This window comes from Bacillus sp. CDB3 (assembly GCF_002081505.1).
GTDB classification, from domain to species: domain Bacteria; phylum Bacillota; class Bacilli; order Bacillales; family Bacillaceae_G; genus Bacillus_A; species Bacillus_A cereus_AT.
The window spans coordinates 1-15,126 of record NZ_ALBR01000026.1 but is presented as its reverse complement, the minus strand read 5'-3'; the positions used below and the strand labels follow the sequence as shown (position 1 = coordinate 15,126).

Genomic DNA, 15,126 nt, shown 5'->3' with positions numbered 1-15,126 from the left:
ACCTCGTTAAGTGATGGTCTCCGGTTATAACACATCAATATCATCACTAATATTATCGTCTTGTTGAATTGATTATATCCAAATGGGAATATTCCTGTCAAGGAATATTCTAAATCTAAATTGATACAAAACGTAGTCGTTACTTAAAAATAAAAATGGATTAGAAACATCGCACAAACCTATGTTTTACGATAAAGTGAAACTTTAAATAGTAGCTTTAGTGGTAGGTCTTGCTAATCCTGAAAGAGTGCTCCATTGGGGTGCTGCTCGTACTTACCTTCGAGTATTATTAATTGCGGTACCTATTCAAGGGAAAATATGGATAAACCCAAATATATACTATATAATAATAAATGGGAGGGGATAAAAATGCTAGATCAAATCACTTGGGGAACGCCAGCCAGCTTATTATGCTTAGGATTCTTTTTTGCAGGGTTAGGAATCTTCTTAAGAAGTATTAAGTCATATACGAAAGATGAATAAAAGTTCAAAAAAAACAAAAAATTGTACATTTTCACCTGGAGATGTCAATTTTCTCGTTTTGGGGTATTTGCTTTCTTAGCTTGATAGCGATGTGGGAACATCCTGCTTTTAATAAAAATAACAAACAAAAGAACCCAACCTTTATGGAAGGTTCTTTTGTTTAGCTTTATCTTTTTAAAACTTTGAAGTAACTGTTCCTACATTTATATAACACATGTATATTACTTAGGCAGTCCTCAAAGTATTGAAAGTTTTGAGGACGGTACAATCCATATTGTGCATGAGAATCAGGGTGGTTCTCCCTGGTTTTATTTTCAGGCGCCCTCTTTCAACTAAATTAGTATTTAGTAGAGAGAGTTAACATAATAATATTATGGAAAAGGAGATGTCGGCCATTAAAAAATAAAAGGGTTTTTGTTGTTTTATGTAGAATATATTTATGTTCTGCACACTCAAGCTTAGGAGGAAATCACATATGAATTTCGGATTAAATTTATCAAAATATGAAATTGCTCGTATTGAATATGATTTACAGACAAAAAACAATAAGGCTTATTTTAAATACAATGACCAAGACTGTTATATTCAAATCGACCCGTATGTATCATTTAAGGACTCTTTATTCAATCAACATGATGAAGCTCTTGATTTCAAAGAAAAAATCATTAAAAACATTATGGTTCATGGCTTAGGTAACAGCCATCTACCAACAACCTTTGCTATTAAAAAAGGAATTAAAGATGCAGACAACGTAGTAACTGTTTACACTTCAGGGTCATCTTTTCCAAAAGGCTTATTTTTAAATGCTGACGATTTTGAAATGATTACTAGAAACCACTATTAATATGTTAAGCCAGGGGTTTTCCCTGGTTTTTATTTTCAGGCGCGGTCTTTCAACTAAATTGGTATTATGTTGAAAGAGTTAAAGTTGATATTATTTTAAGGGTGTGAGAAATTCATTCCCCCCTCTTTATCTATTTATACTGTATAATTTCACTATACTGACTATTATTGGAGGTTTTTATATGTCTTACAACACATTTTTTAATCAGAAACACATGTCCCATCTTGAAGAAAATGATAAGGAACAATTTAGACGCTGCAATATCGTCGCCACTGATTTTGCAAATGGCAGAAAAAATCTTCTTCCTCGTATGAACCCAAGTTCTTATAAAGACTTAACGGCAGCAGAGTTATCTTCTTTATTCCTTGATACCTTCGTATTAGCAGGTGGAGATGAATCGAGATATGTGAAGCAGGAATATAAAACACTTTTTGTGCAACTAGCCTTTCAAATATCCTTTCTTATTGGCAGAATTTATCCGCATAGCTTTGAAGCGGAAGATACGAAAAGCGATTTGAATAGTCACTGGCAATTTCTAATAACGAGTGTGGAAGAAGAAACAAAACTATTGGGTGCCTTCTTTGCTAACATAAAGCCATTATTAGATGCTGATGGTAACGCTCCTGTTGTTTTTAATCCTTTTATCGATGGAAACGTTTATTTTTGGTCAATTAATGAAATTGCATTTGTTCTTGATAATTTAGAGGATCTAGGAGTGAAATTTAAAACATTTTTAAAAGCCAATAATGTTAGTGTGTAAAACGAATGAGTGCGGGGTTATCCCCCACTCACCCTCTAATACAACGTTTTGTAAATAATGAAAGTGCCAGTTGAAAAGGTTGTATTAAGAAAGTAAGTTACCTCACAAGCTATTATACTTTCACACCTCCCATGAATCCGAACTTGTTAGAGCCTATCTACTTTACCTAATTATCATTTAATTTCCTCCCTAAAGGATTAAGGCAGCCATCCCCGGCTGTCTTTTTCTTTTAACCATTATAATAGAAAGAAGGAATTTGCTATGAAGAAAAAAAGAATAAGGATAAACGTATTGGTGTTATGACACAAAACCGAGGAACTATGCCACCACCAGCAAAAGCTGACAAAGCTAAAAAAGGTAAAGGTTCCTATTCACGTAAAAATTCAAAACTTGATTTAAGGGCGGTGTAATAATTTAAGTACTACTTGTATCTATATGGTATAATTACCCTGTCATATTATTAATTCCAACAAAAATATATGAGGTGATTTCATGAACCTTACACCAGAAGAACGAAAAATGGTCTTCGAACAAGAAAAAATGAAAAAAGAAGAAGAAATGAAAGTGAAACTTGGCGCCTTGACAGATGAAGAAAGAGAAAAAATTTTTAATGATGAATTAGCAAAGAGCCAAGTATTGCTTAATTCAAATTCACTTAGGACACCTTTTTGTGATCAAAAAACGTATTGGGTTATATGTGGTATACATGGCATTATATTTATGATATTTGGTCTAATGGCTTTTATCATTGCTGTTATCTTAACAACTATAATAGGTTTACTTTGGGATCGAAATAGCCCAAATGCAATTATTAGTTATAAAGCTTACTTCAATTGTCCTAATTGTAAAAATAGCTTATGGGTTACTGTGGCAAATACGAAAAAGGAACTTGATTACCCAATTGATTATCAGTGGAATTGTGTTCACTGTAACCAGCAATTAGATATCCATTATAAGAAATAAATTTTACTTACTGTACCTACTACTTACATAAGACTTATATACAAATAAGCCCTATCCTGGTCTTATCCCTGTCAAGTAGACAATATTAAAAAGACTAAGCAGCCATCGAGATTCGATATTCTATCGGAGCTCGGTGGTTGAGTCGTTTTTGGAACCGTTTATAGTTATAAAAATAAATATACTCTTCAATTGCTTGTATTAAATCTGCTTCTGTTTTAAAATGATTCAAATACAACATTTCCGATTTAAAATGGGAGAAAAATGACTCAATACAGGCATTATCATGGCAGTTTCCTTTGCGAGAGTGGCTGCCAATGATACCTAAACCTAAAAGTCGTTTGTTGTAGGCGTGAGATGTGTACTGGAATCCCTGATTTGAATGGAGAATGGTTCCACGCACATCTCTTTTTTGTGCCAACATTTCAATTGTATCTAATACAAGTTCATTATCGTTGCGCTTGGATATTTTCCAAGAAACAACTTCGTTATTATAAATATCTTGTACAACAGAAAGATACCGAAATCCCTCTTCCTGTAAAGCGATTTTCATACGTGGATAACCATATTCCTTGTGCCTTACGTGAATAGATTGTATTACTTTTTTTAATCGTTTCTCGGATTCTAGTCGCATGTTTTTCATACTTTTTGTATGAATCCACTTATAGTAACTTGAACGATGTACACCCGCAAATTTCGTAAGCCATATAACTGGATATTTCCCCTTTAATGATTCGATGATATGATATCTCACCGTATATTTTAGTGCACCTCCATTTACAGATTCGGATACTGCTTTTTTAAATATTCAACCTGTTCCTTATAGTAATCACGTTTCTCTTCAATCGTCTTAAAATGAACGCGTTTGCCTTTTAGAGGATTTGATATACCGTTCATTCCACCATTTTTTCCACGAGTATCTGTAATTTCACCAAATTCTTTATATTTTTTTACCCAATTTTTTAGTTGTGTAGAGCTTCTAATCTGATATTTTTCCTTTATTATATTGTAACTTCCTTCTCCGTTTAAATAACTTTGAACAGCCGCTAACTTTAATTCTTCTGAATATGTAATAAATGTTGAACCTTTTTTAGTCATGAAAAATCCCCTCCAAGTAATAGTGTAAAAAGACCATGTATGTACATGGTCTTTTTACACTGTCTACTTAAAGGGGATAATATCATTTGATCGTATGATTCAAAATAGGCTTTTTCTATTACCTCTCATAATCATCCACAATCACTTGAATCACACGATACGATTCTTCGGCTACTTTCTCATTACTATCCCTATTCGCATCATATGTAATTAGCGCCTTCCAAAGCGCCCATCCTCTCGCTCTATTCCATGTTTCTTCATCCATACGTAACGCTTCTTTAAATACCTTTCTACTATTCTTATCAAAAAATATCCATGCCATCGCTGCATCACAAGCAGGGTCTCCTACTCCTAAAATACCAAAATCAATTACAGCACAAAGCTTTCTATCTTTAACAAGTAAGTTACCCGGCGCTACATCTCCATGGACCCAAACTGGTTTGCGGTTCCATGTTGACCGAAGTGCTAAATCTCAAAGGTGCTTTAATAATGTCTCATCAAAAACATCCTTATTATTTACAATGGCTACCCTTGCCTCTTTATCGTATACAGATATAAGCCCGCCCCGGTAAAAATTATGCGCTCCAGCTATTGGTCCGTTACTCGTATCAATTGATTGTAATTCTACTAGAAATGAACCTAAGTCCGCCGCAAACTCATCTAAGTCACGAACATTTTCTTTCGTAACGGTCTCCCCTTCTATCCACTTATTAATAGACCAAGGCCACGGACATTCTTCAGATGGCTTTCCTTTCGCAATTGGTGCAGAAATTTGTAAAGAAAGTCCCTTACTTAATATAGGAAGCCAAATATTTTCTTTCTCTACTTGCGGTGCATATGCTGCATCACTTGGTAATCTCATACTCATCTGATCTCCTAAATGAAACGTTCTATTATCATGCCCGCTAAGCTTTACAGGCTTCACTTCTAAATGTGCCCATTCTGGAAATTGTGCCCCTATTAACTTTTTAACTAAATCAGCAGTAATATGATTCATTTACTTCCCCCTTTATATACCTATCACACGGATAAACGAGTTCTTCCATCATTTTCATCTGTAACATACTCAACATAAAACCCTTGATCAATTGCGTTTTCATACATCAATTTAATTTCTTTTTGGTCTTTAGCGTAAACTGTGACGTATGTACAATCCGCAACTAGTAAAACTAATCCACACTTACTCTCTTTAAATTCTTCATATGTTTCAATATCTACTACTTCCTCTCCTTTTGGATACGCTTTTAAATCTGCAAAAATAACATAATATATATTGTCTTTAAATAATCTTTTCAAATCTGATCCTTCCACTATACTCGGTTCTTCTGGAAATAATGCCTCATCCAACCCACCACGTGCTACTAAGTATGACTCCTCACTACCCACCCACCAATCGAATGAAGAAATATTAACCGGCTTTAACACTTTCCAAAGTAAATTATCATATTCATTTGGAATATCTACAAAAATTCCTCTTTTCATTTGTTTATCCCTTCTTTATAGACCATGAATAATCATCTCTATTCCTTTTTAAAAACGGTAATTATTACCTAATCAAACATATTATTCTTTGGAAAGCAAGTACTTCACAATAGCTCGCTTCAGTTTTAAATTAAATATAAAAAAGCACCTCAATTGTTACACATAACTAAGGTGCTTTTTCTTCTATTTATTTTTAAGTAATTCACTTCGACTTCACAAAGTAATATAAAAACCATACCGCATGATTTTGTTCATCTGCAGCTATTCTCCGCAACAAATCTTTCATAGATGCATCTGATGTCTCATCTGAAATTTCCAAATAAAAATCTACTGTCTTTTGTTCATCTTGTATAGCAAATTCTAATCCTTGTAAGTACGTATTAGGACATCCTTCATTAAGCTTTGGTTTAGGTTGCCTACCAGTTAAATTCGTATAGATTTGTACAAAGTGATGAAAATGTCTGATTTCATCATTACGGATTTCAAGAATTTGTTTTTTCTCTACTTGATTTGGAGCCATATTAGCTAATTTTGCATAGCAATTTATAGCCGTAAACTCTCCATCAATTGCTTTTTCAATATCGCTAATTAACTTATCATTTTGCCTATACCAATCATAATAATTCGAATTATACATCGTATCCCCTCCATACTTTCGCATAACATTTTATGCATTTTGAAATAGTAGGAGCATGTGTATATAACGGGACGGCTTTAAATTGAAAGTAAAGTTTGATAACAAGGTCTATTTTGTAGGGTAATTGCTTATGCATACAATAACACTAATTTTTTGTATACTGTTGCTATAACTCTCGCGGGAGTTGGAAAATACATTCGCGAATCAACGAGAGGTTCAACATGATGCGGTGCGAAGCTATTATGAGTTCAGTGACATAACTAGGAGGTTCCACTATGCCATCTTTATTTAAAACTATGGAGTTCCAGCTAAAAACCGAACGACTTGATCTGAGTATGTGGGAGGAATCCGATTCCGTTTGGATGAGAAAATTAATTGGCGAACGTGGTGTGGACATGCCGACCCTCGACTCCGTTCGTAGCCGGCTTATTGAGATGCGCAAGAAGGCAGACGAAAATGGCATTTCCCTTCTCACTATTCGAAGGAGAGACGAAGGCGATTTCATCGGATACTGCGGCCTGATTATCGGACGTTCCACACTTGAAGAGCCGGAGATTGCATACGAGTTGTTCCGCAGTACTCATGGTAAAGGCTATGCGACTGAGGCAGCATCCGTTGTGCTGGACGCTGCGATTGCTACTGGGCGCCATAGACTTTGGTCGACTGTAGGCGCTTGGAATGTTGCTTCCCTCCGGGTGCTAGAAAAGATAGGATTTAAGCGGCATCACAGTACATGGGAGGACGAGCGTGGTGAGATTGTTTGGAACGTACGTGATCTTTAGAGATCCCGCCTTAATTCCAAACAAAACACTGTTTAACAATCAGGCGTTTAAATTGAGAAAAAATCACAAAAATTATCAAAATTTATTCCAAGGCTACAACAGCAAATACGAATTCTTCAGTTTATAGATTTCACCACAAAAAGCCGTTTCACTAAATAGTGAAACGGCTTTTTTTAAACATTCAATTCTGTTTTATGCCCTTTTACTGCATTACGTTTGAAAGCAGTTGCTAGTATAGTAACCATACTTACTACACCAATCCAAACGAGGACAGTAACTGGTGTACTCCAACTTAAACCTTTTCCGAAGAAGAAGATTTCTCTAAGTCCTTCGATCATAAATTTCATTGGTAACCATGAGTAAACCCAGTCTTGATAAAACGAGGGCAACATCTCAGGCGCTAGCGATAATAATGGTGCTCCGAAGAACAGCAATAAAGCGAATAATCCGATCCCATTTAGTCCAACTAATGAGAGCACCGCTGTAATCATTAAGAAGAAACTAAACGCTGTAATAGATAAGAACAACGCCGTATCCGTTACATTCGAAATATTTAATCCTACCATTCCATCTACAATCCATGTAAGACCAAATCCGATTACAAGCGCGGCGATAGCCCCTGTTACTATTTGTTTTACTTTCAATACAAAGTTTTCTTTTCGTGAACCTACTGGCATTTTACTAATCGCAATAAAGATGATTGCTGCACTCGCTAAACTGGCAATCCATAGCGGTTGGAATAATGATATTGGTGAGTTACCGTTCGCACTATTTTTGCCAATTTCATTCACATTTGTTACTTTCTTCGCAATAGGTGTTACTAAATTTGAAGCTTGATCAGCTGTTAAAGTAGCTCCTTTTGCTTTCAATCCGTCTAATAGCTCAGTACGAACAGTATTGTTCATATTATCAACTACACCATTTAATATTTGCCCTGCCATAGTTGATGCCGCTGTATTCATTCCTTGATTTATGAATATTTCTACCTCTGGCGAAGATGGTTGTGGCGTTCGTAATGATGCTTGTTTTGCGCTAAATTCTTTCGGAATAACTAATGCTGCATAATACTCTTGATTGTTTAAACCTTTTTGAACGGCTTCTTTATTTTTTACTTCTACCCACTTCACCGCAGGTTCTTCATCTGATTTCGATGATTTTTTCATCATATCAACAATTGTTTGCCCCATATTCATTTTAGGCTGATTCGGAATTTCTACTCCTTGATCCTCATTTACAATTGCTATTGGCATGTTTTTTGGCTTTGGTTGAACAGTTGGAAATAATGTTAATGAAAAAATAAAGACAATAAGTAGTGCAATGACTGGTGATAATAATAAAAGTTTATTTTTAAACACGTTCTTTTCCCCTCCTTTAATTTCAGTTACAATAAGTGAACAACGTGTTGTTTATTTATATTTTGAATTATATGTTTGCATTGAACCTTATACAATAATCAAAAAACGCAAATGTGTCGGTTATAAGACACATTTGATAAATATGTTGAAGAAAATTTAGGAGGGACATACTTTGCGAGATAGTAATTTAGATTTACGCGTGATTCGTACGAAAACGGCAATACGAAATGCATTTGTGGAATTAATTGAAGAAAAAGGCTTTGACGCCATTACAGTAAAAGATATTACAACGAAAGCGAACATAAACCGTGGCACGTTTTATACACATTATCTAGATAAATTTGATTTAATGACGAGATGCCAAGAAGAAATTATGTACGAGATGTCTAGCATTGCAAAAAGAAATTTCCAGAAGTTATTGCGGATCTTGGATCAAATCCTTCCCCAACGACTCCATTTGTACTTATCGCTTCTATACTTGAATTCCTAAATGAAAATAGTGATTTTATAAAAGCTGTACTTAGTCCAAAAGGAGATTTATCATTCCAAACAAAACTGAAAGACTTTATGTGGAAAACACTGTTTGAAGATACGAATGATGCTCTTATTAAGAAAGAGAATTTACTTGTCCCAAGCCAATACTTAGCTTCTTATATGGCATCTGCTCATATAGGTGTCATTCAGCAATGGTTAAATAATGGGCAAAAAGAAACACCGGAGGAAATTGCTCATATTTTATCAACAATCGCAGTTCATGGACCTTTTTATGCAGCAGGTTTAAAAAAATAAGTCAGTCGCATTGAACTATGTTTTTATCAACCTCAATTACATCAATAACCTTACAGATGCATTTATTACGAAAAACATCTCTGTCTCTGTAAAAGTAATCATCTCATTTAATGGTTTTATATCAACTACTATTATGTAATTTTCATTAGAGTAATACCCTATAGCTGTGTATTTATTAATAGCTAGAAATTTATGTTCCTATGAAAAAAAAGCTGTTGAAAGGAATCCCCTTCAACAGCTTCTCCATTATTAACGATATAAACGAACTGCACCTGCAGAATTATCATCTGCTTGTCCAACTACTTCAAATTTCAATCCAAACTTCGGTAATTTACGTCCTGCATCTGGGATCAAATCATTCATATACGATTTAGAATCATCAAACTTCGTTACACCTGGTAACCCTTTGTAATCATATGTTCCGCGTGTTGGAGATACAACTTTCCATGCTGGCGTTTGGTTAAAGGAGAACGCAGCATCTGCGATTTGGAATCTTGTACTATTTTTAACAGTTGGTTTGCCATTTAGCGTTCCAACAATTGCCTCTGGATGAGAGTCAACAACTCCTAAGAAACCTTCGCCTGGATGCATACCAACCCAATTATCTGTAAAGCTAGAGTCTGCATACCATACTAGAAGACCTGTATTATACGGTACACCACTGCTATATTTTAACGCTTGATCAGCACCAGCATAGTTTCTCCACTCTAAATAGTAGTTATGCTTCTTCTTATCAAAACCGTTTGCTACAACGAAACCATTTAATTTTAATTTCGTTTCGCCTTCTGCATCATCAGAGAATACAACATTTCCATCTACAGTTAATGTAGCATTATCAAAAGTAAAGCCGTTCGGTGCTAAACCACCATCTGTAATGTATTCGAATACTAATTTTACTTTTTGACCTTTAAATTTGCTTAAGTCATATGACTTATCTACCCATTTACCATCTGTTGTGTCTAGACCATTTTTCACATTCTTTTCACCAATTCGATCCACTAACGTTTTCGTACCATCTTCTGTCACTGCATGTACTTCAAGGAAGTCATACCCTGTTTCAATTTCATATAATGATTTGTAATCGAACTTCGCATTTGCTGCATTTGTTAAATCAAACACTGGCGTTTCTAATGTTGTATGAAGATCATCGCCTTTTGTACTATAGTAATATTTCTTACCAAATGCAGGCTGAATACCTTTTACATCTTTGTCTGGTAAGTTAACCCGAATCAGACCAGGACGATTTGATTTCGTTACACTTTGATCTAAGTACGTCGCAAGACCGATACCACGGTTTAATTTATCATAGTCAGCCTCTACAATATTTGCCCAGTTTCCACCCATGTTCTTTTGAAAGAACTCTTTGTTTTGCGGAGAGAAACTCGGTGGCGTTGTTCCTGCAATTTTACCAGCCCAGCTGCCGCCACTCATAACAGACCAAGAGTTAATTGGCTCACCTGCTCCTGAGTACTTCGTATCATACTCATCTGGAAGACCTAAATCATGACCAAATTCATGCGCGAATACACCAACTGCTCCGTCTTCTGGCTCAATTGTGTAATCGTATGCTGCCATTTTACCGCCCCAGTTATCAACCTTTGCTTTTGTTCCTTCAATTGGATATGGTGCTCCAAGATTCCAGCGATGTGACCAAATTGCGTCATCACCTAGTCTACCGCCGCCTCCATCTTGCCCAACTCCAGCGTGAATGACCATTAAGTGATCAATCAGACCATCTGGTTCATTTTTATTACCATCACCATTATTGTCATATTGATCGTATTGGTCAAATTCAGATAAATCAATACCACTTTCTACAGCTGCATTTAATGCCTCTTTTACAAAATCACGAGGTCCTTTTGGGCCTTTATTATCATGACCGCCATCACCAGCATCTGCACCATAATCCGCTGCTTTACCAGGAACTGTCAACCACTTTGTCACTGTCCCATCGACTGAATAGCTGCCACCAGATTGCTCTTCATAATATTGTTTAAATGTTGGGATTTTTGAACCATCAAAGAGTGTAAACGGCTCATCACCAAATAACATTTTTTGATAATGTTCTGGATTAAAATCGTTTGAATACATATAACCTGGTACTTGATCAATATTGTTATGCTTAAAGTCATCAAACTCTACTAGCAATACAAGAACTTTATCTTTACGAACATCACCGTTATATTGTTTTTGCTTCGCTGAAGTAGTTGGTACTTTACCGTTTAATCCGCCTTTAACCGGCTCTTGTCCAACTACCGGGCCACTAGCAGGTTGATTTACTTTTTCTTTCTCATCTGCTTTTGCATCTTTAACTTTTTTCAAAAAATCAGCAGCTTCTCTCGTAACACTGTCCCCCGCTGCGGGTTCTTTTCCAGCATTTTCGCCTTTTTTCTTCTCTACGTATTTTTCAACAGCTTTTAATGTGTCTTCTTTCGACGTAGATTCACTAATTACACCGCGTTTCTTGAGCGCATCTGCTAAACGCTCCTCTTGAATTAAATTTTCATCAATTGGACTTAAAGTTCCTGCATTAGACGGCGTTGCCGCATAAACAGATTGACCCCCATACCCAAATGTGCAACTAAGCACAGCTGCTGCCGCAAGCGTAGACAGCACTTTAAAAGGCTTTTTCTTCATCCCTATTCCTCCCCAATATTAAATACGTTCCAACGTTTATATAATAAAGAACATTCTAATAATTCGCAATATATTGTCTTGATTTGTAATATTTTTGAAAATATTCTTTTTTTTAGATTGATATACATTCTGATTCATCGATGTTTCAGGTGATAGCAACTGGCTAAAAAAATAAAAAGACCATCCACTACTTATAGCGGATGATCTTTCATTTAAAGTGCAACTACAGTATCTCAATATATCCCTCTGTTCCATGTACCCGAATTCGTTGCCCGTCTTTTATTAGTTTTGTAGCATTCTCTACCCCTACGACTGCTGGTAATCCATACTCACGTGCGATAACTGCTCCATGTGTCATCAGTCCGCCAACTTCGGTGACTAACCCTTTTATAGACACAAACAATGGGGTCCATCCAGGGTCAGTAAAGGCAGTAACTAATATATCTCCATCTTCTAAATTCGCATCTTCCATATTTAAAATAACGCGTGCTCTCCCCTCAATCACTCCTGAAGAAACAGGCAGACCTACGATTGCTTCAGCCGGGAGATTTTCTCGTTTGTACTTCCCAGTAATGATTTCTCCATCAGACGTAATAACACGCGGAGGCGTTAGTTTTTCATATAATTTGTAATCATTTTTTTGTTTATGAATAACCTCATAATCTAGTTTATTTGTGCGAACGACTTCGTGAAGCTCTTCAAAAGTTAGGTAGTATATATCATCAACTTCATGAATGACACCGCTCTGCACAAGTTGCTCTGCTTCTTTCAATAACGCCTGCTTATATATGAAATAACGATGAATCATGCCGTATTTCGGGTATTCACGATAACCGATGAAATTTCGGATGTTACGAATCATTCGCTTCGTTTCTTCTACTTTTTGTTCCCCATCCGACAAATGCTGCAATCGATGTAATAACTCTTCTTCTTTGTTCAAAGCTTCCTGCAGCCCTTCTTCAAACTTTCGCTTACTCGCACCAACTTCAAAGTCTCTTATATGATTTAAAATCATCGGGATAATTGTAGCTGGCTGTTCACTCCAGCGCGTTTTCGTGACGTCGATTTCTCCGCTGCATCTCATTCCGTATTTATTCAGAAAAGCTTGGATTGCATCCCGAACTTTTTCCCCGCCTTTAAACTGGATTAGTTCATCTAACAAGCTATCATCTTCTACATGTTGTAAATACGCAATAACTTCTGGATACGACCGAATCACATCTGCCACATCCAATAACGCTAGCCCCATTTCTGACGTAACATTATGTTGTACAGATTGTGAAAGTATGTCTGCAGCATTCTTTTCCCCTAGCCATTGCTCCATCTTTTCATTGACCCATGAGGAAGCATTCATACCTGCCATAATGACAGATATACTTTGCGGGCTAAATAATACTTTCCTTAATTGCTTAATATCTTCCAAAATAAAATTAAGTACATCTGATCCTGATTTCGTTTGTATGTTTCGTTTTAACTCTTCGATCGATGCTTGACTATTCTTTATTAAATCCGTAACGATTGCCGGATCGTTTTCGGTTTCTGGTTGCGAACTTGCAGGCGGCGCACTTTTACTAACACTTTTTTCTTTTTCATCATCCGGTAACAATTTGATAAAATTCTCTCGCTCGATTACAGTCGTTAATGCATCTCGTATGAGCGGATCTGATTTTCCTAAAGTGTTTATTAAGTAATCTCTGCTAGCAGGTGAAGCTAATTTTTGTGTAGCATCAACAAACAGCCTTCCTCCCGCTTTGCGCATAGGCGCACTAGTCGTTAACAGAAAAAAAGATAACCCTAGTGGTTTCATCGCATCGGTCATCATTTGTTGGTGACCAACCGATATATATACATGATTTTCTTGATCATTTGCTTCTGGAATTGGATATAAAGTCGTAATCGGACGACTTTGAACTATATAAAATGTATCATCAACTAAACACCATTCAATATCTTGCGGACAAGCAAAATAAGCTTCGATTTGTCTTCCTATCTGTGCTAGCTGTAATATTTGTTGTTCAGTAAGTGTTTGAACCTTTTGCTGATTAGGAGCAATTTGTTTTGTTTCTGTTCCGCCTTCTTTTCGTCCATAGATAGCTAATTTTTTAGTTGCTATCATCTTTCCCGCAATTTCGCCTTCTTTTACTTTATAATTATCAGCAGATACTAAGCCTGATACTAACGCCTCACCAAGCCCAAAACTTGCATCGATTGATAACACCTTTCGATTAGAAGTAATTGGATCAGCAGTAAATAAAATTCCTGAAGCCTGCGGGAAAACCATTCTTTGAACGACAACACATATAGAAACTTGGCTATGTTCAAAACCGTTTTGCATTCGGTATATAACCGCTCGATCTGTAAATAAGGATGCCCAGCATTTTTTAATATGCTGCAAGATAGCTTCTTTTCCAATAATATTTAAATACGTATCTTGTTGACCTGCAAACGAGGCATGTGGTAAATCTTCAGCAGTAGCGCTAGAACGCACTGCATAAGCATGCTCATTTCCAAAACATGAGAGATAATGAGTAACTGCTTTCTCAACATCGGAAGTAATTTCTACTGCCATAACGATTTCTCTAATCTTCTTACTGATTTCACCGATTTGATTTCGGTCCTCAATTTTTAGCATTGTTAATTGATTCAACAAAGCTTGAAACGCTTCATTTTGTTCGATGGCCTTTTCATATCCTACCGTTGTAACACAAAAACCTTCTGGCACTTGTATACCTTGAATGTTAGATAACTCTCCTAAATTCAATCCTTTTCCACCAACGAGCGAAAGCTGCGTTTTTTCTATTTCCTGAAAATCGAGAACGAAAGAACTCATTTAACATCTCTCCTTACTATGCATGTGTTCTTGATTGTAGCAGTAGTAAATGAGAAGAAACAGTCTATTTCGAACTTTATTTACGTGGTATAATTAAGTTAGGAAGAGATAATATTTTTATTTCTCCCCCCCTAATTCACTTCAATTACATCACCAAACTTAAACATTCTCTTATTACAAAAAGCATCAGTACATATAATCGTCTCATTTAATGGATTTATATTTATTACTGTTATGTAATTTTTATATAGATAGCCACTTTTATAATATGTAAGTAAAACCTCTTCCTCACTTAAAAATGAAATTAACAGCTTATTTTCAATCATTTCTTTCGCATCTTGCGTTAAGATTGGACGTGGGACTTCCGTTTGCTCCTGGATCATTTCTTTAATGCAGGCAAACTGCTCTGGCATACTAGCAAACGGTTGCCATTTTACCATTCCTCTTCCTTTTGGCATATTAGCATTCT

At 36.0% G+C, this 15,126-nt stretch carries 12 protein-coding genes and 2 pseudogenes; 5 read left to right on the top strand and 9 right to left on the bottom strand.

Going from position 1 to position 15,126, the window contains the following annotated elements:
* The first annotated feature begins 958 nt into the window (after positions 1–958).
* The 3 genes from CDB3_RS08805 to CDB3_RS08795 all read left to right on the top strand — a co-directional run bounded on the left by CDB3_RS08805 (position 959) and on the right by CDB3_RS08795 (position 3,050).
* On the top strand, positions 959–1,327 hold the full coding sequence (locus CDB3_RS08805; RefSeq protein ID WP_128854162.1) for a hypothetical protein: 369 nt from the start codon (positions 959–961) through the stop codon (positions 1,325–1,327).
* Between the two features lie 181 nt (positions 1,328–1,508).
* Entirely contained in the window at positions 1,509–2,087 is a 579-nt protein-coding gene (locus tag CDB3_RS08800; protein WP_128854161.1) for a hypothetical protein, read from the top strand.
* Positions 2,088–2,579: 492 nt separating this feature from the next.
* Positions 2,580–3,050, top strand: coding sequence for a hypothetical protein (locus CDB3_RS08795; protein WP_128854160.1), 471 nt, complete (start codon positions 2,580–2,582; stop codon positions 3,048–3,050).
* A 94-nt stretch (positions 3,051–3,144) separates the two neighbouring features.
* Here the strand turns inward: CDB3_RS08795 and CDB3_RS08790 are convergent, their stop codons facing one another.
* The 5 genes and pseudogenes from CDB3_RS08790 to CDB3_RS08770 all read right to left on the bottom strand — a co-directional run bounded on the left by CDB3_RS08790 (position 3,145) and on the right by CDB3_RS08770 (position 6,264).
* Positions 3,145–3,801: an IS3 family transposase gene (locus tag CDB3_RS08790; protein WP_128854159.1), complete on the bottom strand. Its 657-nt coding sequence runs from the start codon at positions 3,799–3,801 to the stop codon at positions 3,145–3,147.
* Positions 3,802–3,824: 23 nt separating this feature from the next.
* Positions 3,825–4,145: a helix-turn-helix domain-containing protein gene (locus tag CDB3_RS08785; RefSeq protein ID WP_128854158.1), complete on the bottom strand. Its 321-nt coding sequence runs from the start codon at positions 4,143–4,145 to the stop codon at positions 3,825–3,827.
* 118 nt (positions 4,146–4,263) lie between these two features.
* A pseudogene (locus tag CDB3_RS08780) lies at positions 4,264–5,142 on the bottom strand (aminoglycoside phosphotransferase family protein).
* A 23-nt stretch (positions 5,143–5,165) separates the two neighbouring features.
* On the bottom strand, positions 5,166–5,627 hold the full coding sequence (locus CDB3_RS08775; protein WP_128854157.1) for a DUF2691 family protein: 462 nt from the start codon (positions 5,625–5,627) through the stop codon (positions 5,166–5,168).
* Between the two features lie 202 nt (positions 5,628–5,829).
* Positions 5,830–6,264 carry a ferritin-like domain-containing protein gene (locus CDB3_RS08770; protein ID WP_128854156.1) on the bottom strand — a complete coding sequence of 145 codons (435 nt, stop codon included), beginning with the start codon at positions 6,262–6,264 and terminating at the stop codon, positions 5,830–5,832.
* A gap of 275 nt (positions 6,265–6,539) precedes the next feature.
* Here CDB3_RS08770 and CDB3_RS08765 point away from each other — a divergent pair, with 275 nt between their 5' ends.
* A complete protein-coding gene (locus CDB3_RS08765) occupies positions 6,540–7,046 on the top strand; it encodes a GNAT family N-acetyltransferase (RefSeq protein WP_128854155.1) in 507 nt (168 codons plus the stop codon).
* Between the two features lie 173 nt (positions 7,047–7,219).
* Here the strand turns inward: CDB3_RS08765 and CDB3_RS08760 are convergent, their stop codons facing one another.
* Positions 7,220–8,401, bottom strand: coding sequence for a YhgE/Pip domain-containing protein (locus tag CDB3_RS08760; protein ID WP_128854154.1), 1,182 nt, complete (start codon positions 8,399–8,401; stop codon positions 7,220–7,222).
* Between the two features lie 172 nt (positions 8,402–8,573).
* Here CDB3_RS08760 and CDB3_RS08755 point away from each other — a divergent pair.
* Positions 8,574–9,190 (top strand): annotated as a pseudogene (locus CDB3_RS08755) (TetR/AcrR family transcriptional regulator).
* A 249-nt stretch (positions 9,191–9,439) separates the two neighbouring features.
* On the opposite strand, the gene CDB3_RS08750 reads toward CDB3_RS08755, so the two are convergent.
* From CDB3_RS08750 to CDB3_RS08740, 3 genes are all read right to left on the bottom strand, one after another.
* Positions 9,440–11,827 carry an immune inhibitor A domain-containing protein gene (locus CDB3_RS08750; protein ID WP_128854153.1) on the bottom strand — a complete coding sequence of 796 codons (2,388 nt, stop codon included), beginning with the start codon at positions 11,825–11,827 and terminating at the stop codon, positions 9,440–9,442.
* Positions 11,828–12,050: 223 nt separating this feature from the next.
* Positions 12,051–14,657 (bottom strand): phosphoenolpyruvate synthase, encoded by a 2,607-nt coding sequence (gene ppsA / locus CDB3_RS08745; RefSeq protein ID WP_128854152.1) that lies wholly within the window; start codon positions 14,655–14,657, stop codon positions 12,051–12,053.
* A gap of 131 nt (positions 14,658–14,788) precedes the next feature.
* Positions 14,789–15,126: YolD-like family protein (locus tag CDB3_RS08740; protein WP_256869703.1), on the bottom strand; the 338-nt coding region annotated here is incomplete at its 5' end.

Coding starts and splice junctions, on each gene's coding strand:
- CDB3_RS08805 (WP_128854162.1), top strand. CDS start 959: ATGAATTTCGGATTAAATTTATCAAAATATGAAATTGCTCGTATTGAA.
- CDB3_RS08800 (WP_128854161.1), top strand. CDS start 1,509: ATGTCTTACAACACATTTTTTAATCAGAAACACATGTCCCATCTTGAA.
- CDB3_RS08795 (WP_128854160.1), top strand. CDS start 2,580: ATGAACCTTACACCAGAAGAACGAAAAATGGTCTTCGAACAAGAAAAA.
- CDB3_RS08785 (WP_128854158.1), bottom strand. CDS start 4,145: ATGACTAAAAAAGGTTCAACATTTATTACATATTCAGAAGAATTAAAG.
- CDB3_RS08775 (WP_128854157.1), bottom strand. CDS start 5,627: ATGAAAAGAGGAATTTTTGTAGATATTCCAAATGAATATGATAATTTA.
- CDB3_RS08770 (WP_128854156.1), bottom strand. CDS start 6,264: ATGTATAATTCGAATTATTATGATTGGTATAGGCAAAATGATAAGTTA.
- CDB3_RS08765 (WP_128854155.1), top strand. CDS start 6,540: ATGCCATCTTTATTTAAAACTATGGAGTTCCAGCTAAAAACCGAACGA.
- CDB3_RS08750 (WP_128854153.1), bottom strand. CDS start 11,827: ATGAAGAAAAAGCCTTTTAAAGTGCTGTCTACGCTTGCGGCAGCAGCT.
- ppsA (WP_128854152.1), bottom strand. CDS start 14,657: ATGAGTTCTTTCGTTCTCGATTTTCAGGAAATAGAAAAAACGCAGCTT.